16 protein-coding genes and 3 pseudogenes are annotated in these 18,419 nt (G+C 62.0%); 16 read left to right on the top strand and 3 right to left on the bottom strand.

The genetic code is table 11. The annotated features are described in order from the left end of the window. The first annotated feature begins 87 nt into the window (after positions 1-87). The 7 genes and pseudogenes from XBLMG947_RS14810 (at position 88) to XBLMG947_RS14780 (ending at position 6,818) form a co-directional block, all read left to right on the top strand. A complete protein-coding gene (locus XBLMG947_RS14810) occupies positions 88-399 on the top strand; it encodes an integration host factor subunit beta (RefSeq protein WP_065469413.1) in 312 nt (103 codons plus the stop codon). A gap of 67 nt (positions 400-466) precedes the next feature. Continuing rightward, positions 467-772, top strand: a complete 306-nt coding sequence (locus XBLMG947_RS14805) for a lipopolysaccharide assembly protein LapA domain-containing protein (protein ID WP_065469412.1) — start codon at positions 467-469, stop codon at positions 770-772. Between the two features lie 6 nt (positions 773-778). Then, entirely contained in the window at positions 779-1,957 is a 1,179-nt protein-coding gene (gene lapB / locus XBLMG947_RS14800) for a lipopolysaccharide assembly protein LapB (protein WP_003489647.1), read from the top strand. Beyond that, the gene (locus XBLMG947_RS14795; protein ID WP_065469411.1) at positions 1,957-2,925 is read left to right on the top strand and encodes an MraY family glycosyltransferase; all 969 of its coding nucleotides are present in this window, start codon (positions 1,957-1,959) and stop codon (positions 2,923-2,925) included. Before lapB ends, XBLMG947_RS14795 begins: the two co-directional genes overlap by 1 nt. Positions 2,926-2,937: 12 nt before the next feature. Then, complete coding sequence (locus XBLMG947_RS14790) at positions 2,938-4,845, top strand: polysaccharide biosynthesis protein (protein ID WP_065469410.1); 1,908 nt, start codon at positions 2,938-2,940, stop codon at positions 4,843-4,845. After that, the gene (gene galU, locus XBLMG947_RS14785; protein WP_065469409.1) at positions 4,845-5,738 is read left to right on the top strand and encodes a UTP--glucose-1-phosphate uridylyltransferase GalU; all 894 of its coding nucleotides are present in this window, start codon (positions 4,845-4,847) and stop codon (positions 5,736-5,738) included. The genes XBLMG947_RS14790 and galU overlap by 1 nt, the downstream gene beginning before the upstream one ends. After that, positions 5,739-6,818, top strand: a pseudogene (locus XBLMG947_RS14780) (NAD-binding protein). It begins immediately after the preceding gene. A gap of 153 nt (positions 6,819-6,971) precedes the next feature. On the opposite strand, the gene XBLMG947_RS14770 reads toward XBLMG947_RS14780, so the two are convergent. Further along, entirely contained in the window at positions 6,972-7,292 is a 321-nt protein-coding gene (locus tag XBLMG947_RS14770) for a DUF1244 domain-containing protein (RefSeq protein WP_065469407.1), read from the bottom strand. Between the two features lie 49 nt (positions 7,293-7,341). Between XBLMG947_RS14770 and folD the strand changes: the two genes are divergently transcribed. The 4 genes from folD (at position 7,342) to XBLMG947_RS14750 (ending at position 13,084) form a co-directional block, all read left to right on the top strand. Next, on the top strand, positions 7,342-8,253 hold the full coding sequence (folD, locus tag XBLMG947_RS14765; protein ID WP_065469406.1) for a bifunctional methylenetetrahydrofolate dehydrogenase/methenyltetrahydrofolate cyclohydrolase FolD: 912 nt from the start codon (positions 7,342-7,344) through the stop codon (positions 8,251-8,253). 182 nt (positions 8,254-8,435) lie between these two features. After that, the gene (gene guaB, locus XBLMG947_RS14760; RefSeq protein WP_065469467.1) at positions 8,436-9,893 is read left to right on the top strand and encodes an IMP dehydrogenase; all 1,458 of its coding nucleotides are present in this window, start codon (positions 8,436-8,438) and stop codon (positions 9,891-9,893) included. Between the two features lie 114 nt (positions 9,894-10,007). Next, on the top strand, positions 10,008-11,573 hold the full coding sequence (guaA, locus tag XBLMG947_RS14755; protein WP_065469405.1) for a glutamine-hydrolyzing GMP synthase: 1,566 nt from the start codon (positions 10,008-10,010) through the stop codon (positions 11,571-11,573). Between the two features lie 308 nt (positions 11,574-11,881). Continuing rightward, the gene (locus tag XBLMG947_RS14750) at positions 11,882-13,084 is read left to right on the top strand and encodes a tyrosine-type recombinase/integrase (protein ID WP_065469403.1); all 1,203 of its coding nucleotides are present in this window, start codon (positions 11,882-11,884) and stop codon (positions 13,082-13,084) included. Between the two features lie 91 nt (positions 13,085-13,175). Here the strand turns inward: XBLMG947_RS14750 and XBLMG947_RS14745 are convergent, their stop codons facing one another. Both XBLMG947_RS14745 and XBLMG947_RS14740 read right to left on the bottom strand, forming a co-directional pair. Further along, a complete protein-coding gene (locus XBLMG947_RS14745; RefSeq protein WP_065469466.1) occupies positions 13,176-13,421 on the bottom strand; it encodes a helix-turn-helix transcriptional regulator in 246 nt (81 codons plus the stop codon). A gap of 79 nt (positions 13,422-13,500) precedes the next feature. Continuing rightward, entirely contained in the window at positions 13,501-14,490 is a 990-nt protein-coding gene (locus XBLMG947_RS14740; RefSeq protein ID WP_065469402.1) for a LuxR family transcriptional regulator, read from the bottom strand. Positions 14,491-14,572: 82 nt separating this feature from the next. Here XBLMG947_RS14740 and XBLMG947_RS14735 point away from each other — a divergent pair, with 82 nt between their 5' ends. From XBLMG947_RS14735 to traJ, 5 genes and pseudogenes are all read left to right on the top strand, one after another. Next, complete coding sequence (locus XBLMG947_RS14735) at positions 14,573-14,779, top strand: plasmid-related protein (protein ID WP_065469465.1); 207 nt, start codon at positions 14,573-14,575, stop codon at positions 14,777-14,779. Between the two features lie 3 nt (positions 14,780-14,782). Next, a pseudogene (locus tag XBLMG947_RS14730) lies at positions 14,783-15,581 on the top strand (helicase RepA family protein). Next, positions 15,520-16,440, top strand: a pseudogene (gene repC, locus XBLMG947_RS14725) (replication protein C, IncQ-type). Before XBLMG947_RS14730 ends, repC begins: the two co-directional pseudogenes overlap by 62 nt. Before the next feature lie 713 nt (positions 16,441-17,153). Beyond that, complete coding sequence (locus tag XBLMG947_RS14720) at positions 17,154-17,432, top strand: TraK family protein (RefSeq protein ID WP_011805735.1); 279 nt, start codon at positions 17,154-17,156, stop codon at positions 17,430-17,432. A 319-nt stretch (positions 17,433-17,751) separates the two neighbouring features. Then, positions 17,752-18,123 carry a conjugal transfer transcriptional regulator TraJ gene (gene traJ, locus XBLMG947_RS14715; RefSeq protein ID WP_065469401.1) on the top strand — a complete coding sequence of 124 codons (372 nt, stop codon included), beginning with the start codon at positions 17,752-17,754 and terminating at the stop codon, positions 18,121-18,123. Positions 18,124-18,419: the final 296 nt, after the last annotated feature.

Here is an 18,419-nt window from a genome sequence, read left to right as displayed (position 1 = left end):
CGCGTAGCGCTCGCAAGAGCGTGATGGATCGGCCCGGGCTTGCCCGGGCCGATTCCGATGTGTCAGTCGAAAAAAGCAAGTCTTCCCATGACCAAGTCCGAATTGATTGAAATCCTGGCGCGACGCCAAGCGCATCTGAAGGCGGACGACGTGGATCTGGCAGTCAAGTCGCTGCTGGAAATGATGGGGCAGGCGCTCTCCGATGGTGATCGGATCGAAATCCGTGGGTTCGGCAGTTTCTCGTTGCATTACCGTCCGCCACGTCTGGGGCGTAATCCCAAGACCGGCGAATCGGTCGCGCTGCCGGGCAAGCATGTTCCCCACTTCAAGCCGGGCAAGGAATTGCGTGAGCGCGTCAGCTCCGTGGTCCCTGTCGATATGTCCGATACAACGGACTGAAGTCCGTTCTGGCGCTGTATTTATGTCGTCTCGGTTAAGCTAACCCGCTTCCCGACGGAGTCTCGCCATGAAGGTGCTTCGCTTGCTGGTGATGTTGGCCTTCCTGCTGGTTGGTCTGATCATCGGTGCTGTCAATTCCCAAGACATCACGCTCGATTTCCTGTTCTCCAGTGTGCATACCAGTTCCGGTGTCGCGATCATCGTTGCGCTGCTGGTCGGTGTGTTGATCGGGGCCGGCATGGTGCTGGTCAGTGTGGTTATTCCCCTCTATTCCAAACTGCGCCAGGCCAACAAGGCTGTTGCGGTCAGTCGCGCCGACGCCAGGCCTGTCACGCCTGCCGCCGTCGAGCCGCGCCCCATCGATGGGCTGTAAGGACGTATGGACTTTCTGACCGAGTGGATCTGGTTCTTCCTGTTTGTGCCGCTGGCCGCGCTGGGCGGCTGGATCGTCGGTCGTCGCGGCGGTCAACGCCATGGCGATACTCAGGTCAGTCGGTTATCCAGCACCTATTTCCGTGGTCTGAATTATCTGCTCAACGAGCAGCCGGACAAGGCGATCGAGCTGTTCCTGCATATCGCCGAACTGGACAAGGAAACCTTCGAAACCCAGGTCGCGTTGGGGCATCTGTTCCGTCGCCGCGGTGAAGTCGATCGCGCGATCCGCCTGCATCAGGGCCTGGTGCAGCGTGGCGACCTGACCGATCAGCAGCGCGTCCAGGCCTTGCTGGCACTTGGCGAGGACTATATGAAGTCCGGCCTGCTGGACCGCGCCGAAACGGTGTTCACCGAATTGGCGCAACTGGACCAGCGTGCACCGCAAGCGCTGCGCCACTTGATCGGCATCTATCAGGCCGAGCGCGATTGGGAAAAGGCGATCGACAACGCCACCCGCTATGAAGAAGTGACCGGCGAGCCGATGGGCAAGCTGATCTCGCAATTCGAGTGCGAGCTGGCCGACCGCTATCGCGGCCTGGGCAAGACCGACGATGCGCTGCAGGCGATTGCACGTGCCTATCAGGCCGATGGCACCTCGGTGCGGGCCGGGATTCTGGAAGGCCGCATCGAAGCCGAGCGCGGACACGACGAAGCGGCGGTGCGCGCGTTCGAACGCGCAGCCCGGCATGATCCTGAATACCTGCCGGAGATCATTCCCGCGTTGATGGCGGCATATCGGCGGGTCGGCGATATCGCGGGTGCGCGCAACTTCCTCTCGGAGATGACCGAGCACTATCGCGGCATTGCACCGGTGCTGGCACTGACCCAGTTGATGGAAGCCCAGGATGGCGTGGCGCCTGCGCTGGCCTATCTTGGCCGCCAGCTCAAGGATCGCCCGTCGGTGCGTGGTGAGTCGGCATTGATCGATCTCACCCTGGCCGAGGGAAGCGACCCGGTCGGGACGTTGCAGGACCTCAAGCACATCACTGACCAGTTGCTGGTGCGTAATCCAAGCTATCGCTGCACGCGCTGCGGCTTCGGTGCCAAGACGCACCACTGGCAGTGCCCGAGCTGCAAGGAATGGGGTACGGTCAAGCCGCTATTGAATTACGCGGTGGTCTGATGGTGTGGCTGTGGTGCGTGCTGCACCTGCTGGTCGCAGCACTGGGGACCTGGGTGTTGCGGCGCTACGCCTTGCATCGCCGCCTGCTCGATCACCCAGGTGAACGGCGTAGCCACGCGATGGCCACGCCGCGCGGCGGTGGCATGGCGATTGTTGCGGCGATCCTGCTGGGCTGCGTCGCGGCAAGCGTGCTGTGGCCGACGGTGCGTTTGGCAATTGGCTGGTTCGCAGCAGGCTTGGTCGCAGTGGCTGGCGTGGGCTGGTGGGACGACCATCGGCCGCTCTCGGCCAGGCTGCGCTTTGCGATCCATCTGGCTGCATCTGCGGCGTTGGGCGGACTGGTTTGCCATTACACCGGGAATGTGTGGGATGGGGTGCTGGCTGCCGCCGCGTCCGTTGTGTTGATCAATGTCTGGAATTTCATGGACGGCATCAACGGGCTCGCCAGCAGCCAGGCGGCATTGGCGGCCCTGGCATTCGCACTGGTGGCGCCGCCTGCGTGGTCCTGGGCGGGGCTGGCCGTTGCGGCAGCGTGCCTGGGCTTCGTCCCGTTCAATTTTCCGCGCGCGCGCATCTTCATGGGCGATGGTGGCAGCGGTGCGCTTGGCTATGTGCTGGCGGCGTTGCTGGCACTGAACGTGGCCAGCGGGCAGGTGAGTTGGTGGATCAGCTGGCTGCCGCTGACGGCGTTTCTTGTAGACGCCGGCTTCACGCTGCTTGCTCGCATGCTCGGCCGGCAACGTTGGTGGGAACCGCACGCCCAGCATGTCTACCAACGGCTGGCACGCCGGCTTGAGACACACGTTCCGGTAACCGGCGTTTATTTCGCTTTCAGCGTCGCTACCGTCTGCTTGTATGCGTTAATCCGTCATGATGCATTTTGGCAGCAAGTGTCCGGAGCTATTGTATGGGGCATCGGTGCCACTGCGATCTGGCATTTTCTGCGCGATGGACTGCGCAATTCCTGAATAATGACTTTTATGATTTCCTGGCGTGACCGTTTGACCAAGGCCCTGCCGCAGCTCGCGGTTGTGGTACACGACCTGCTGATGGTGTGGGTGTGCTGGCAGCTGCTGCACGCCGGCCGCTACTCCATGCTGCGCGAGGCGCCGGATCTGCCGCTGTGGGACTGGCGCACTGCGGTGGTTTTGGTGGCGCAGGGGTTGGTGTTCTGGAAGATGGGGTTGTACCGCGGGCTGTGGCGCTTCGCCTCGGTGCCGGACCTGTGGAACATCTTCAAGTCGAGTTTCCTCGGCTTGGTCGCGATCGTGCTGGCGCTGTCGTACGACCGTCTGGACGGCGTGCCGCTGTCGGTATTGGTGGTCTATCCCTTCGCCTTGTCCGCGCTGCTGGGAACGCCGCGGCTGTTGTATCGCGCCTGGAAGGATTACCAGATCGCGCACTCCGGCGATGCCGCGCAGCGGGTGCTGATTCTGGGTGCCGGCCGTGCCGCCGAAGGCCTGGTGCGCGATCTGCGTCGCACCGGCGCCTTTGTGCCGGTCGGCTATCTGGATGACGCCAACAATCTGCATGGCGCCAAGATCCAGGGCCTCAATGTGTTGGGCAATCTGGACCAGGCCGCGGCGATTGCCAAGGAGACTGCCGCCAAGTTGCTGGTGATCGCGATCCCGTCGCTGGATGCCTCCGGCATGCAGCGCGTGGTGGCGATCTGCGAAAGCACCGGTGTACCGTTCCGCATGGTGCCCAAGCTGATCAACGTGCTGGAAGGGCGCTCGTTGCCGGGCGAGTTGAAGGAGGTCGCGATCGAGGACCTGCTCAACCGCAAGCCGGTCACCCCTGATTGGCGCTTGATCCGCGACTGGCTGACCAACAAGACCGTGATGGTGACCGGCGCCGGCGGCTCGATCGGCTCGGAAGTCTGCCGCCAGTGCGCCCGTCACGGAGCGCGCCGGATCGTGCTGCTGGAAATCGACGAATTGGCGCTTCTGACCATCGACTCGGATCTGCGCCGCTTGTTCCCGGATATCGAAGTTGTGCGTGTGCTCGGCGATTGCGGCGACCCTGCAGTGGTGGCCCATGCATTGAACACCGCCACCCCGGATGCGGTGTTTCATGCGGCCGCCTACAAGCAGGTCCCGTTGCTGGAAGAGCAGTTGCGCGAAGCGGTGCGCAACAATGTGCTGGCGACCGAGAACGTGGCGCGCGCCTGTCAGCGTGCACGCATCGAAACCTTCGTCTTCATTTCCACCGACAAGGCGGTCGAGCCGGTCAATGTGCTGGGCGCGAGCAAGCGCTATGCGGAGATGATCTGCCAGAGCCTGGATGCGCGCGATGCGCCGACGCGCTTCATCACCGTGCGCTTCGGCAACGTGCTGGATTCGGCCGGCAGCGTGGTGCCGTTGTTCCGGGAGCAGATCCGCCAGGGCGGCCCGGTCACGGTGACGCATCCGGACGTGACGCGTTACTTCATGACCATCCCCGAAGCCTGCCAGCTGGTGATCCAGGCGGCGGCCTCCGCATCGCACGGTGCGATCTATACGCTGGACATGGGCGAGCCTGTGCCGATCCGCTTGCTGGCCGAACAGATGATCCGTCTTGCCGGCAAGCAGCCAGGCAAGGACGTGGCGATTCTCTACACCGGCCTGCGTCCGGGCGAGAAGTTGCACGAGACCCTGTTCTATTCCGACGAAGACTATCGCCCCACCGCGCACCCCAAGATTCTGGAAGCCGGCGTGCGCGAGTTCTCGCATGAGCAGGTGCTGCAACTGGTGACGCGTCTGCGCGAAGCGGTTAACCGTTATGACATCAAGGCGATGGAGACTGTCTTGGGCAGTCTGATGCCGGATTTCGCGGCTGCTCGACGGAAAGTCGACGCGCGATCTGATACGGTCGTTCCATTCCCCGCACGTGAGGTCAGAAGACTTTAATGAGCCAGCGTATTCGCAAGGCCGTATTCCCCGTCGCAGGTCTTGGGACCCGCTTTCTTCCGGCAACCAAGACAGTGCCGAAAGAAATGCTGCCAATCATCGACAAGCCATTGATCCAGTACGCCGTCGACGAAGCCATCCAGGCCGGTTGCGATACGCTGATCTTCGTCACCAACCGCTACAAGCACTCCATTGCCGATTATTTCGACAAGGCCTATGAGCTGGAGCAAAAGCTTGAGCGTGCAGGCAAGTTGGAGCAGCTGGAGTTGGTGCGCAACGCATTGCCGCCCGGCATTCGCGCCATTTTTGTGACACAGGCAGAAGCGCTCGGCTTGGGCCATGCCGTGTTGTGTGCCAAGGCCGTGGTCGGCGACGAACCGTTCGCGGTGTTGCTGCCGGATGATCTGATGTGGAACCGCGGCGATGCTGCGCTGACCCAAATGGCTGACGTTGCAGAAGCGTCAGGTGGCAGTGTCATTGCCGTGGAAGACGTGCCGCATGAAAAGACGGCCAGCTACGGCATTGTGTCCACCGACGCATTCGATGGCCGCAAGGGCCGCATCAATGCGATCGTCGAGAAACCCAAGCCGGAAGTTGCGCCGAGCAACCTGGCCGTGGTCGGTCGCTATGTACTCAGCCCGAAGATTTTCGAACTGCTGGAGTCCACCGGCGAAGGTGCGGGCGGCGAGATCCAGCTCACCGATGCGATCGCCGAGCTGCTGAAGAAGGAACATGTCGATGCATTCCGCTTCGAAGGCCGCCGTTTCGATTGCGGCGCGCATATCGGCCTGATCGAAGCGACTGTGCATTTCGCGCTCGAGCACGAAAAGCATGGCGGACCGGCGAAGGAAATCCTGCGCAACGCATTGGCCCAGGCTGACGCGCGCGGCTGATTGCTGCCTGATTGCTGTTTCCACGAACGACGCCAGCTAGCGTCGTTCGTCTTTCTGTTGTGGCTGTTCTTTCTGTGTGTCGGCATGCGCCTTGACTTGCGCGTGGTCTCGGCCGATTGGCGCTTGATCTTGATGAGCGTGCTGGCGTTGATGGTTGGCAAGGGCGTTTGCATCCATGCGATGGCGCGGCTGATGCGCAGCGACCATCGGCAGGCGCTGGATCGTGGCGCGCTTATTGCGCAGGGCGGCGAATTCGCATTCGTGCTGTTTGCCGCTGCCTCGGCGTCCGGCATCATCGATGTGCAGGTCGCTGCCAGCCTGACAGCGATCGTGGTGTTGTCGATGGCGCTAACGCCGTTGTTCATGCTGCTGCAGTGGCGGCTGACGCCGGCCGCGGCGATCTCATTGGATGGCGTGGAAGAAGCCAGCGACCAGGCCGGTAGCGTGTTGATCATCGGCTTCGGGCGCGTTGGGCAGGTGGTCGGTCAATCACTGCTGGCGCGCGATGTGGATGTGACCATCATCGACAACGACATCGAGATGATTCAAGGCGCCGAAGAGTTCGGCTTCAAGATCTACTGCGGCGACGGCACTCGGCTGGACGTATTGCACACCTCCGGCGCGCACAGTGCACGCGCGATCGCGGTATGCGTCGACAACCACGAGGCGTTCAATCGCATCGTCGAACTGGCAACGCGCGAGTTTCCGCATGCCAAGCGGCTGGTGCGTTCGTCCGGCCGCCAGCATTCGCTGCAGTTGGTTGCTGCGGGAGTGGATTGCTAGGTCCGCGAGACCTTCGAGTCGGCGGTGATCTTCGGCAGGCTGGCGCTGGTAGAGCTGGGGGTGGACGAGGATGAAGCCGGCATCATTTCGCGCGAGATCCGCGGGCGCGATGCCGAATGTTTCGAATTGGAAATCGCTACCGGCGAAGCACGCGCCTGCGCCGAGCTGATGTACGGAAATATCGCGCCAACCACGCCCCGGCCCACGCCGTTCACGCGGCCGCGTCGCGGGAGCCGCATGCTCAATCCCGATGCTGTGCCGCACGCCGAACAAGCAGAGATGGCGACCCGCGGCTGAAACCAATGAACGGCACGCCTGCGCAGTTGTCAGGCGGGGCGCATATGCTCGGCATCGCCATGTCTGCCCTGTACACGCCGACACCTGCACGCCGTCCACGTCGCCCGACGAGCGCGCGCGAGATATTGATAGACGTCTTGAGTGATGCCTGGCTTAGCCATGCTTGCGCTGGGCTGCAGCGAAGGCTTCCAGTTGCTCGTGCGTTGCGTCTTTCTGATGCTGTTGCTTCCACTCGGCAAATGGCATGCCGTAGACCGCTTCGCGCGCCTGCTCCTTGCTCATCGGCTGCCCCTGCGCTTCGGCCGCTTCGCGGTACCAATCGCCCAGGCAGTTGCGGCAGAAACCGGCGAGTATCATCAGGTCGATGTTCTGCACATCGGTGCGGTCCTGGTTGAGATGCTGCAGCAGGCGGCGAAATGCTGCCGCTTCGATGGAAGTGGTGCTTGAATCGGTGCGTGAGGTGGTGTCGGTCATGGCGGAATCGGGGACAATAGACGGCCTTCGACTCTACACCTGACGCCTCATGACCGCTTCCGCGCCAGCTGCCTCCGCTTCGGCCCGCCTTCTCGATGGTCGCCGCATTGCCGAGGAATTGCTCGACGGATTGAAGCTGCGGGTGGATGCGCGGCTGGCGGCGGGTAAGGCCCGCCCCGGCTTGGCGGTGGTGCTGGTCGGTGGCGATCCGGCCTCGTCGGTGTATGTGCGCAACAAGCGGCGCGCGGCCGAGAAGGTCGGCATCGAAGCCTTCGATTACGACCTGCCGCAGGGCACCAGCGAAGCCGAACTTGCGGCGCTGATCGATCAGCTCAATACCGACCCCAAGATCCACGGCATCCTGATCCAGCTGCCGCTGCCGGGCATTCCCGATGCCAATCGGCTGATCCAGCGCATCGATCCGCGCAAGGACGTGGACGGTTTCCATCCACAAAATGTCGGGCATCTGGCCTTGCGCGAATTCGGGCTGCGCCCGTGCACGCCACGCGGCATCGTGACCTTGCTCGCGCATACGGACCAACCGGTGCGTGGCCGCAACGCCACCATCGTGGGGGTGAGCAATCACGTCGGTCGGCCGATGGGGCTGGAGCTGCTGATCGCCGGTTGCACGGTGACCAGTTGCCATAAATTCACCCCGCCCGAGGTGCTGGAAGCCAGCGTGCGCAATGCCGACATTCTGGTGGTGGCGGTGGGCCGCCCGGGGCTGATTCCCGGCGAATGGGTCAAGCTGGGTGCGGTGGTGATCGATGTCGGCATCAACCGGCTCGATGACGGCCGGCTGGTGGGCGACGTCGGTTTCGATGCAGCAGTGCAGCGCGCGGCGTGGATCACCCCGGTACCAGGTGGGGTAGGGCCGATGACGGTCGCCACGCTGATGCAGAACACCATCGAGGCCGCTGATGCGGCCGGGATTCAGAATTCGGGAATCGGGATTCGTTAAAGGCGACGGCGAAGCGCATGCATCGCTCTATCCGGATTGCATCCGGGATCGGCTGACCATCGTCATCCTGACAGACAAGCGAACTGTGGGGCGGTGCAAGGCGGCGCCTTTAGCGAATCCCGACTCCCCAATCCCGGCCCTAATGCGTTAAAATGCCGCGCTTCCCCAACTCGGGTCCGCCGATGCTCCGCATCCAGGCTGAAGCTCTTACCTACGACGACGTTTCGCTCGTCCCCGCTCATTCGATCGTCCTGCCCAAGGACGTCACCCTGGAAACCCGGCTGACGCGCGACCTGCGCCTGAAGCTGCCGATTCTTTCGGCTGCAATGGATACAGTGACCGAACACCGCCTTGCGGTGGCCATGGCTCAGCTGGGCGGCATCGGCATCATCCACAAGAACCTGACCCCGACGCAGCAGGCTGGCGAAGTGGCGCGGGTCAAGAAGTTCGAATCCGGCGTGATTACCGAGCCGTTCACCGTCAGCCCGGACACGACCATCGGCGAAGTGCTGGCGCTGACGCGCGCGCGCAACATCTCCGGCGTGCCGGTGGTGGATGGCAGCGAACTGGTCGGTATCGTCACCAGCCGCGACATGCGCTTCGAAAAGAAGCTCGACGATCCGGTCCGTCACATCATGACCAAGAAGGACCGCCTGATCACCGTGCGCGAAGGCGCCAGCGATGAGGAAGTGCTTGAGTTGCTGCATCGCAACCGCATCGAAAAGGTCTTGGTGGTCAACGACAGTTTCGAGCTGCGTGGCCTGATCACGGTCAAGGACATCCAGAAGAAGACCGACAACCCCAATGCCGCCAAGGACAGCGCCAAGCGCTTGCTGGTGGGTGCGGCGGTGGGTGTGGGCGGCGATACCGAACAGCGTATCGAACTGCTGGCCGCAGCTGGCGTGGACGTGGTGATTGTCGATACCGCGCATGGCCATTCGCAGGGCGTGATCGATCGCGTGGCGTGGGTCAAGAAGACCTATCCGCAGTTGCAGGTGATCGGCGGCAACATCGTCACCGGCGATGCAGCGCTGGCACTGATGGATGCCGGTGCCGATGCGGTCAAGGTCGGCGTGGGCCCGGGTTCGATCTGCACCACGCGCGTGGTTGCCGGCGTGGGCGTGCCGCAGATCACCGCGGTGGACATGGTGGCCGAAGCGCTGCAGGACCGCATTCCGTTGATCGCCGACGGCGGCATCCGCTATTCCGGCGACATCGGCAAGGCGCTGGTGGCCGGTGCCTCGACGGTGATGGTCGGTGGTCTGCTGGCCGGTACCGAAGAAGCGCCCGGTGAAGTCGAACTCTTCCAGGGCCGCAGCTACAAGAGCTACCGCGGCATGGGCAGCCTGGGTGCGATGGAGAAGGGGTCCAAGGACCGCTATTTCCAGGATGCCTCCGATGCCGACAAGCTGGTTCCCGAAGGGATCGAAGGGCGCGTGCCGTATCGCGGCCCGGTCGGCGGCATCATCCATCAGCTCATCGGAGGCCTGCGCGCGACCATGGGCTATGTGGGCTGCGCCACGATCGAAGACATGCGCACCAAGCCGAAGTTCGTCAAGATCACCGGCGCCGGCCAGCGCGAAAGCCACGTCCACGACGTGCAGATCACCAAAGAGCCGCCGAACTATCGCGCCGGATGATGGGGAATCGCGAATCGGGAATCGTGAGAGCCCGCCGCTTCCTCGTCCGATAGCGGCTGGTGCCGCGTTTGCTGTTGCGATTCCCCAATCCCGATTCTCGATTCCCGGCTCTCAATGACCAACATCCATACCGACAAGATCCTCATCCTCGATTTCGGCGCGCAGTACACGCAGTTGATCGCGCGGCGCATTCGCGAAATCGGTGTGTACTGCGAGATCTGGGCCTGGGATCACGATCCGTCCGAGATTGCGGGGTTTGGCGCCAAAGGCATCATCCTGTCTGGTGGGCCCGAATCGACCACCTTGCCGGGTGCGCCGGTCGCGCCCCAGGAAGTGTTCGATAGTGGCTTGCCGGTATTCGGTATCTGCTACGGCATGCAAACGCTTGCCGCGCAGTTGGGCGGTGCGACCGAAGCCGCGGATCAGCGTGAATTCGGCCATGCCGAAGTGGACGTGGTGGCCGCCGATGCGTTGTTCTCCGGCCTGACCGATCACGCCGGCGCGTCGCGCTTGAACGTGTGGATGAGCCACGGCGACCACGTGTCGCAGGTGCCACCGGGCTTCACCATTACTGCCGTGACCGACCGCATTCCGGTCGCTGCCATGGCCAACGAAGCCAAGCGTTGGTACGGCGTGCAGTTCCACCCGGAAGTGACGCATACGCTGCAGGGCCAGACCTTGCTGCGCCGTTTCGTAGTCGATGTCTGCGGCTGTCAGACGTTGTGGACGGCAGCCAACATCATCGACGACCAGATTGCGCGCGTACGCGCGCAGGTGGGCGATGACGAAGTGATCCTGGGCCTGTCCGGTGGCGTCGATTCGTCGGTGGTTGCGGCGCTGTTGCACAAGGCGATCGGCGACAAGCTGACCTGCGTGTTCGTCGACACCGGCTTGCTGCGCTGGCAGGAAGGCGACCAGGTGATGGCGATGTTTGCCGAGCACATGGGCGTCAAGGTGATTCGCGTCAACGCGGCTGATCGCTATTTCGCCAAGCTCGAAGGCGTCAGCGACCCCGAAGCCAAGCGCAAGATCATCGGCAACCTGTTCGTGGATATCTTCGACGAAGAATCCACCAAGCTGGCCAACGCCAAGTGGCTGGCACAGGGTACGATCTACCCGGACGTGATCGAGTCGGCCGGCAGCAAGACCGGCAAGGCGCACGTGATCAAGAGCCACCACAACGTCGGTGGCCTGCCGGAACACATGAAGCTGGGCCTGGTCGAGCCGCTGCGCGAATTGTTCAAGGATGAAGTGCGGCGCCTCGGTGTCGAACTCGGCCTGCCACGTAGCATGGTCTATCGCCATCCGTTCCCGGGCCCTGGCCTGGGCGTGCGCATCCTGGGCGAAGTGAAGCGCGAATACGCCGAGTTGCTGGCCAAGGCCGATGCGATCTTCATCGACGAACTGCGCAAGGCCGATCTGTACGACACCACCAGCCAGGCCTTCGCCGTGTTCCTGCCGGTGAAGTCAGTGGGCGTGGTCGGCGATGCACGCGCCTACGAATGGGTGATCGCACTGCGCGCGGTGGAAACCATCGACTTCATGACCGCGCACTGGGCGCATCTGCCATACGACTTCCTCGGCACGGTCAGCAATCGCATCATCAACGAACTACGCGGCGTCTCACGGGTGGTCTACGACATTTCCGGCAAGCCACCGGCGACGATCGAGTGGGAGTGATTCGGCGTCTGGCACTAGCTGGCACCTAGTGGCACGAAAACACACCTAAGCCCTCGTCAATGCGGGCTTTTTTGTGATTTAGTTCGGCACCGCCTGGCAACATTTGGCATCGCCAAGCACCGTTTCTTCATGGCATGATGGATGGCATTGAATGCTTCTATGCCCATGAGAAGTCGCTGATACCATGCAACTACGTTGCAGATGTTCATGGTATTGAAGTGGCGTAACGCAATGATTTTGTTGTTTTTTTACACCAGGATAGGCCGATTTTCGGATCATGGTATTTGAGCTGAATCAGGGCGAGAACCATGCTGACCGATACCAAGCTGCGCAACCTTAAGCCGAAGGACAAGCTCTACAAGGTGAATGACCGTGACGGCCTCTATGTAGCCGTCACGGCCGCCGGAGCGATCTCGTTCCGCTACAACTACTCGATCCACGGTAGGCAGGAGACCATCACCTTCGGCCGCTACGGTGTCGGCGGCATAACCCCGGCGGAAGCCCGCGAGCGGTTGGGCGAGGCCAAGAAGATGGTCGCGGCCGGGAAGTCACCCGCCAAGGAGAAGGCGCGGGATAAGGCCCGCGTCAAGGACGCAGAGACATTCGGGGCCTGGGCGGAAAAGTGGCTGCGCGGCTACCAGATGGCCGACTCCACCCGCGACATGCGCCGCTCAGTCTACGAGCGCGACTTGAAGCCGAAATTCGGCAATCAGAAGCTGGTGGAGATTACCCACGAGGACTTGCGGGCACTGACCGATGCCATCGTGGAGCGCGGCGCGCCGGCAACGGCAGTGCATGTCCGCGAAGTGGTGATGCAGGTCTATCGCTGGGCCATCGAGCGTGGTCAGAAGGTCGAGAACCCGGCGGAGCTGGTGCGTCCAACGTCCATCGCCAAATTCGAGCCGCGCGACCGTGCGCTGACGCCCGACGAGATCGGCCTGATGTACCAATACATGGAGCGCATTGGCACAGCGCCATCCATTCGGGCGGCGGCCAAGCTGCTGCTGTTGACGATGGTGCGCAAGAGCGAGCTGACCAACGCGACCTGGAGCGAGGTCAATTTCAGCGACGCGCTTTGGACGATCCCGAAGGAGCGGATGAAGCGGCGCAATCCGCATCTGGTGTTCCTATCCCGGCAGGCGCTGGACATCTTCATTGCCCTGAAAACCTTCGCCGGGGGATCGGACTACGTGCTTCCGTCGCGGTATGACTCTGACTTACCCATGAGCTGCGCCACGCTCAACCAGGTGCTGACGCTGACGTATCGGCTGGCGCAGAAGGAAGGGAAGTCGCTCGCCAAGTTCGTGCCGCATGACTTGCGGCGCACGGCCAGCACGTTGTTGCACGAGGCTGGCTACAACACGGACTGGATCGAGAAGTGCCTGGCGCACGAACAGCGGGGCGTCAGGGCCGTCTACAACAAGGCCGAGTACCGCGAGCAGCGCACGGCGATGTTGCAGGACTGGGCGGACATGATCGACGAATGGACGCTGAGACGGCCGAAGACGTGAGTCAGAGGAGGGCGGGTTCAGCAGCGCCGCCCGAGCATCGAGGTGTGGCTTCGCGCGTCATTGGCACTTGAGGGGCGCGGCGTTTTAGCGGCTAAAAAGTGGCGGCTGCGACCGACTGGGTGAAGCCTGGCCGCATCGCCTGAGTGCCCGACGACTTCCGCGCCTCGATCCATTCCTCGACCTCGGCCAAGTCCCAGGCAACGTTTCGGCTGGTGAGTGCGATCCGGCGCGGAAACTCCCCGCGCTGCTCAATGTTGAAGATCGTGCGCTCAGACAGCGGGATCATTGCCAGTAGCTTCTTCCGATTGATGAGCGTCTTGCTTGTCGTTGCCTGCATCCCCTGGCCCCTTTCAGTCACTTGCGAACATGTGCCTGATGGTGCCTGGCAATGCGGATTGTTTCGTCCTATTAGTTGGTCAATTAGGTTGACGCCGTGAGCGCGGCTTTGTACTCAAGCGGAACATCGCGGGGATCGCCGCCAGCGCCTTCGATACCGCTTGGCGCTCGATGCCGAGCTTTCGCGCAATCTCCGACTGATTGAGTCCAGACCGCTGAAGCATCAGCATCTGCTTTTTGCGATCCGATAGCTTCGAGTCCACCATCAGCCGTGCTTGATTGCGCAGCTCTGCCTTGTCCGCCGGCTGTAAGGTCTGGCCTGCGACATAGTGGAAGAAGTAGCTGTCAACCAGTTGATCGCCCGATTTCACTTGGGCAGTGGCCGGCTTCGCGCATTGCTGGTTGAGTCTCGCCAGTTCGAGGTCGAATTGCGCGAGGGATCGCCTTGCTTGTCTGTAGACAGGGTTCCATGCGCCGCTCGGCAATTTAGGCCGGTGATCCAGGCAATACAGGCTGCTTAGTCGAAGCTTTTCCTCTGGATCGTCCGCCTTCGGATCATCGCTCCCGCCGGCGAATGAGGTCAGCTCGGCGAGTGATCCGCAGAACCGGCAGAACCCCTGGAGGCGTTCGCCATTCAGTCGGGTGTCGCGCACCTTTGACTTCGTCGGCCGTTTGCAGGCGCAGTCCCATACAAGCCCGATCAACGATTCGAGTGTTGCAACAAACCGCCGATCTCTTGGCGTCTGCCTATCCTCCGTTTTGATGAACTGGCGCAGCAACTGCCGCTGCATGCGAACCATCGCATCAAGTCCAACCAATCGAATGATTCCGCTGAAGCTCACCCCTGTTCCTGCTCCAGGGATATGGCCCAAGTAGCGTTGTGGCAGCGTCGCCGTGTACGCAGCCACGGCGGGGTCAATGAGTTCCTGTAACAGCCCAACGATGGGGTAGCGCCGCGAGGAGGCGGAATACGGCCGCCAGCGATCCTCAAACTGCCCGATGGCTTCCGAGACAGTGGGATTGCAGCCTTCCCAGATGACAATGGTTAGATCATTCTTCATGTCAACCATTTTGGACAACTAATAAGATGTAGGTAACCCCCAATAACGCCTAACCTTCGTAGCAATTCAGTTGATAACGGAGGTTTACGCAATGACGATAGAAGACACGCTACTGCAACGCTTCGGCCCGCTGCTGAGCATGGCACAGCTCGCCTCCGTCCTGGATCGATCACCGGATGGCCTGCGGGTCAGCTTGCGCACGACGAGCGAATGGGCGGGGCAAATCAACAAGTACTTTGGAACCTCGCAGATCGCCGAGGTGCTGAGCGACGAATCCCTGTACGGAACGGGGAACTGAGTCGTGGCGATTGACGTCCTGGCGGCGTTCGAGTGCGAACCGCCGGTGCTGGACTTCATATGGCCGGGCTTCCTCGCGGGAACCGTCGGCGCGCTCGCTCGTGGGCCTGGCCCCCGCAAACACCGGGCGCGTGGTCTATCTGGCCGGGGAAGACCCGCCGCCCGCGCTTGTCCGGCGCATTCACGCCATCGGCCAGCACCTCGGGCATACAGCCCGCCAAGCCATCGCCGAGAACCTCGTGCTTGAGCCGATCATGGGCAAGCGCCTGAACGTCATGGACGAGGCTCACTTGCGCCGCGTCATCGAGTACAGCGCCGGGGCGAGGCTGATTGTGCTGGACACCCTGAGCCGCATCCACGCCCTCGATGAGAACAGCAACGGCAACATGGCCCACCTCGTGGCCGTGCTGGAGCAGGTCGCGGCTACCACGGGCGCATGCGTGCTCTACCTGCACCACTTCAGCAAAGGAAGCGCCCGCGAAGGGCAGACCGACCAGCAGCAGGCCGCGCGTGGCGCGTCCGCGCTGATCGACAACGCCAGGTGGTGCGGTTACGTCGCCCGCATGACTGAGGACGAGGCGAAGCGCCTCAGCGAACGCGCCCATGACCGGCAACCCATTGGCGATGAGCGGCGCGGCTACTTCGTGCGTTTCGGCGTCAGCAAGCAGAACTACGATGCCACGCCGCTTGATCGCTGGTACATGCGGCACGCCGGCGGCGTGCTGGTGCCGGTGGAGCTGCATGAGGCCAGCCGGAATGAGGAAAAGGGACGTGACGGTCGGAGGCGAGGCGATGGCTTTTGACCTCACCCATGCCAGGCACGATCCAATTCACTGCTTGGTCCCCGGCTTGTTCCGCAGTCTCAAGCGCGGCGAACGGAAGAAGCTCAAGCTCGATGTGACGTATCACTACGCCGAAAATGAACTAGCGCGGTTCGTCGGATTCGAGCCTCTTGGTGCTGATGACATGCGACTGCTGCAAGGTCTTGTGGCTCTTGGAGGGCCGAAGGGCATCATCCTGACGCCAGAGCCAACAGCGGACTTGCCGAAGCAACTCCGTCTATTGCTTGAGCCGAAGTTCGACGCGGCAGGGCAAGATGCGCTGGTCGTGAGAGAGAGTATGACCAGCCTGCTAGGCGAAATCGGCTTGACCGATGGCGGCGACAATATCAGGGCGATCAAGGCGAGCTTGCTGCGCATGGCAAACGTGACGGTGGTCGTCACCAAGGGGAGCAGGCAAAGGTCTTTTCACCTGATGAGCTACGCCTTCGACTAGGAGGACGGACGGCTATTCGTCGCGCTGAATCCTCAGATTGCAGAGGCGATTCTTGGGCGTCGCCCGTATACCCGCATCGAGATGGCCGAGGTGCGGGCGCTACAGACTGACCCGGCCCGTCTGATTCACCAGCGGCTATGCGGCTGGATCGATCCGGGCAAAGCCGGGCGTGTGGAACTGGATACCCTTTCCGGTTATGTCTGGCCGGACCAGGCGAACGCCGAGGCCATGAAGAAGCGCCGCCAGAAGGCCCGCAAGGCTCTGGCCGAGCTTGCCACCGTGGGATGGAAGGTCAGCGAGTATGCGGCTGGGAAGTGGGAAATTGGCAGGCCGAAGCCCGTAGTAACGTTCCCCAAGCTCCGTAGCAACGTTCCCCTTCACCCGTAGCAACGTTCCCCGCCTCAAACCGGAAAACAGAGCAACGGCGCGGGCTTGCGGCTAGTCCGCAAATTCCATCCATGATCTTCCAAGATCATCCACTAGGCGCGGCACTTGCCGCCGCCCTTTAGGGCGACGCCAAGTCCTTGCCGATGGTCGGCCTGCGGCCGAGTTGTACGCCAGAAGGGCGGTCAGCTCCGGCCGGTTCTTTTCAGCGGCTAAAACGCTGCGCCCCTCAAGTGTCAATAGGCAGGTGTTGTATGTTGTAGCGCGCTACAACATACAACAGTTCAATTCGATGCCCTGGCCACGTCATGAGATCGGCCTTTCTTTCGCGCGCTACGTCGAGCTGCAGCATCGTCATCTCCGGCGAGGCTGGCCATGTCCGGGCCATGGTCGACCATCGCCACGTCCGACGATGCACCGAGGGCCCCATCGCCAGTTCTGACGATGACGGCGGCCGGCGCTGGAGCTCGCATCGCCACTTCTGACGATGCGATCCTCTCTTTGACACTTGAGGGGCCGAGCGGCGGGGAATCTCCCGGCCTACTCCCCTCTTGGCGTTCAATTTTCCGTGCTGAATGAGCTGCCATCCCTGTTTCGATGGGCGTGTCTGTGTCATCGGCTCCATGTCAACCATTTCGGCCAATTATTGGAATGTTGTGTAGGCCAGCACTCCGTAACCTTCGGAGTAGTTCAGTTGATAACGGAGGTTTACGGACATGGCGACGACAGAAAGCAGCTACCCCGAGGAGCTGGCCGCAAGGCTGGCTCTTCAGCAGAAGACCTCGCAAACAAAGCGCAGGGACTATCTGGCCGCTTTCATGGCGGTGCGCTCGGACGTGAAGGAAGCGATGGAGGCCGGCTACGCGCTCAAGATCATCTGGGAGCACCTGCGCGAGGTCGGGCGCATCCCTTTCCGGTATGAGACGTTCCTGAAGTACGTTCGCCAGCACATTACCAATGCGCGGCCTGGCTCCATGGGGCAGGGTACGAAGTAAGCAAAGTTCCATGCTCAATCGCTGCAAGCGCATGGCTGAAACGCTGTTACCGGCCTCTCGGACCGCGGCAAGCACACGGACGTTGGCAATTTCCGTTGGTTTTCCCGCTGCTGGCGCGCTGTTGCGAAGCAATGGTGCGGTTACAGCGCGAAATTCGATGAGTCATACGAGGCAAAAACAACGCCGTAAGGCGGGCAGGATGTGTGAAGTAGGCCCACCGGCAAGCCGGTTGTCCTTCTTCACTGTCCCTTATTCGCGCGGGGCGCTCAACGGGCATCCTGCTCTGCGAGGCTGCCGGCTACCGCCGGTTGGAGGAAAAATGGGCGACGAGAATCGAATCACCAGGAAGGGCAGCCCACCGATCAAGGTGTACTGCCTTCCAGAAGAACGCGAACTGATTGAGGCGAACGCCAAGATGGCGGGAATCAGCGTGGCGCGCTACCTGCGCGACGTAGGCCAGGGCTACCAGGTCAGGGGTGTCATGGACTACCACTATGTGCGCGAGCTGGTGCGAGTGAATGGCGACCTTGGCCGGCTGGGCGGATTGCTCAAGCTATGGCTGACCGACGATTCGCGCACAGCCCGGTTCGGCGATGCCACGATCCTTGCCCTGCTGGGTCGGATCGAGGCCACCCAGGACGAAATGAGCCGCCTCATGAAGTCGGTGGTGCAGCCGAGGGCCGAACCTTGAGAGTTTTAGCAGCTAAATTACCGTGTGCTGCACGCGACACAAGCCCCTTCCAGGCCGCCGGCCCGGGCGTTATCAACTCTTGGGAGAACGCATAAGGCCAGGGACACCCCGTAAGGGCCGAGAACAGAATCACCGAAGCCCGGGCCTCAGTGCCAAGGGCGATACCGATTAGCTAGTGGCGTGGCTCTTCGATGAAACCTTGCCGTGGGCAAGCGCGAGCTTGGTCAAGGCATTGCCTTTCTTTCATCGAATGGAGATTGCGACCATGAAGCACGTCCGTTTTTTAGCGGCTAAGG

Source organism: Xanthomonas bromi (assembly GCF_900092025.1).
Taxonomy (GTDB): Bacteria; Pseudomonadota; Gammaproteobacteria; order Xanthomonadales; family Xanthomonadaceae; genus Xanthomonas; species Xanthomonas bromi.
This window is presented reverse-complemented; position numbering and strand designations above follow the sequence as displayed.

Bases quoted from the DNA above. Each gene is read 5' to 3' on its own strand.
- XBLMG947_RS14810 (WP_065469413.1), top strand. From the start codon at position 88: ATGACCAAGTCCGAATTGATTGAAATCCTGGCGCGACGCCAAGCGCAT.
- XBLMG947_RS14805 (WP_065469412.1), top strand. From the start codon at position 467: ATGAAGGTGCTTCGCTTGCTGGTGATGTTGGCCTTCCTGCTGGTTGGT.
- lapB (WP_003489647.1), top strand. From the start codon at position 779: ATGGACTTTCTGACCGAGTGGATCTGGTTCTTCCTGTTTGTGCCGCTG.
- XBLMG947_RS14795 (WP_065469411.1), top strand. From the start codon at position 1,957: ATGGTGTGGCTGTGGTGCGTGCTGCACCTGCTGGTCGCAGCACTGGGG.
- XBLMG947_RS14790 (WP_065469410.1), top strand. From the start codon at position 2,938: ATGATTTCCTGGCGTGACCGTTTGACCAAGGCCCTGCCGCAGCTCGCG.
- galU (WP_065469409.1), top strand. From the start codon at position 4,845: ATGAGCCAGCGTATTCGCAAGGCCGTATTCCCCGTCGCAGGTCTTGGG.
- XBLMG947_RS14770 (WP_065469407.1), bottom strand. From the start codon at position 7,292: ATGACCGACACCACCTCACGCACCGATTCAAGCACCACTTCCATCGAA.
- folD (WP_065469406.1), top strand. From the start codon at position 7,342: ATGACCGCTTCCGCGCCAGCTGCCTCCGCTTCGGCCCGCCTTCTCGAT.
- guaB (WP_065469467.1), top strand. From the start codon at position 8,436: ATGCTCCGCATCCAGGCTGAAGCTCTTACCTACGACGACGTTTCGCTC.
- guaA (WP_065469405.1), top strand. From the start codon at position 10,008: ATGACCAACATCCATACCGACAAGATCCTCATCCTCGATTTCGGCGCG.
- XBLMG947_RS14750 (WP_065469403.1), top strand. From the start codon at position 11,882: ATGCTGACCGATACCAAGCTGCGCAACCTTAAGCCGAAGGACAAGCTC.
- XBLMG947_RS14745 (WP_065469466.1), bottom strand. From the start codon at position 13,421: ATGCAGGCAACGACAAGCAAGACGCTCATCAATCGGAAGAAGCTACTG.
- XBLMG947_RS14740 (WP_065469402.1), bottom strand. From the start codon at position 14,490: ATGGTTGACATGAAGAATGATCTAACCATTGTCATCTGGGAAGGCTGC.
- XBLMG947_RS14735 (WP_065469465.1), top strand. From the start codon at position 14,573: ATGACGATAGAAGACACGCTACTGCAACGCTTCGGCCCGCTGCTGAGC.
- XBLMG947_RS14720 (WP_011805735.1), top strand. From the start codon at position 17,154: ATGGCGACGACAGAAAGCAGCTACCCCGAGGAGCTGGCCGCAAGGCTG.
- traJ (WP_065469401.1), top strand. From the start codon at position 17,752: ATGGGCGACGAGAATCGAATCACCAGGAAGGGCAGCCCACCGATCAAG.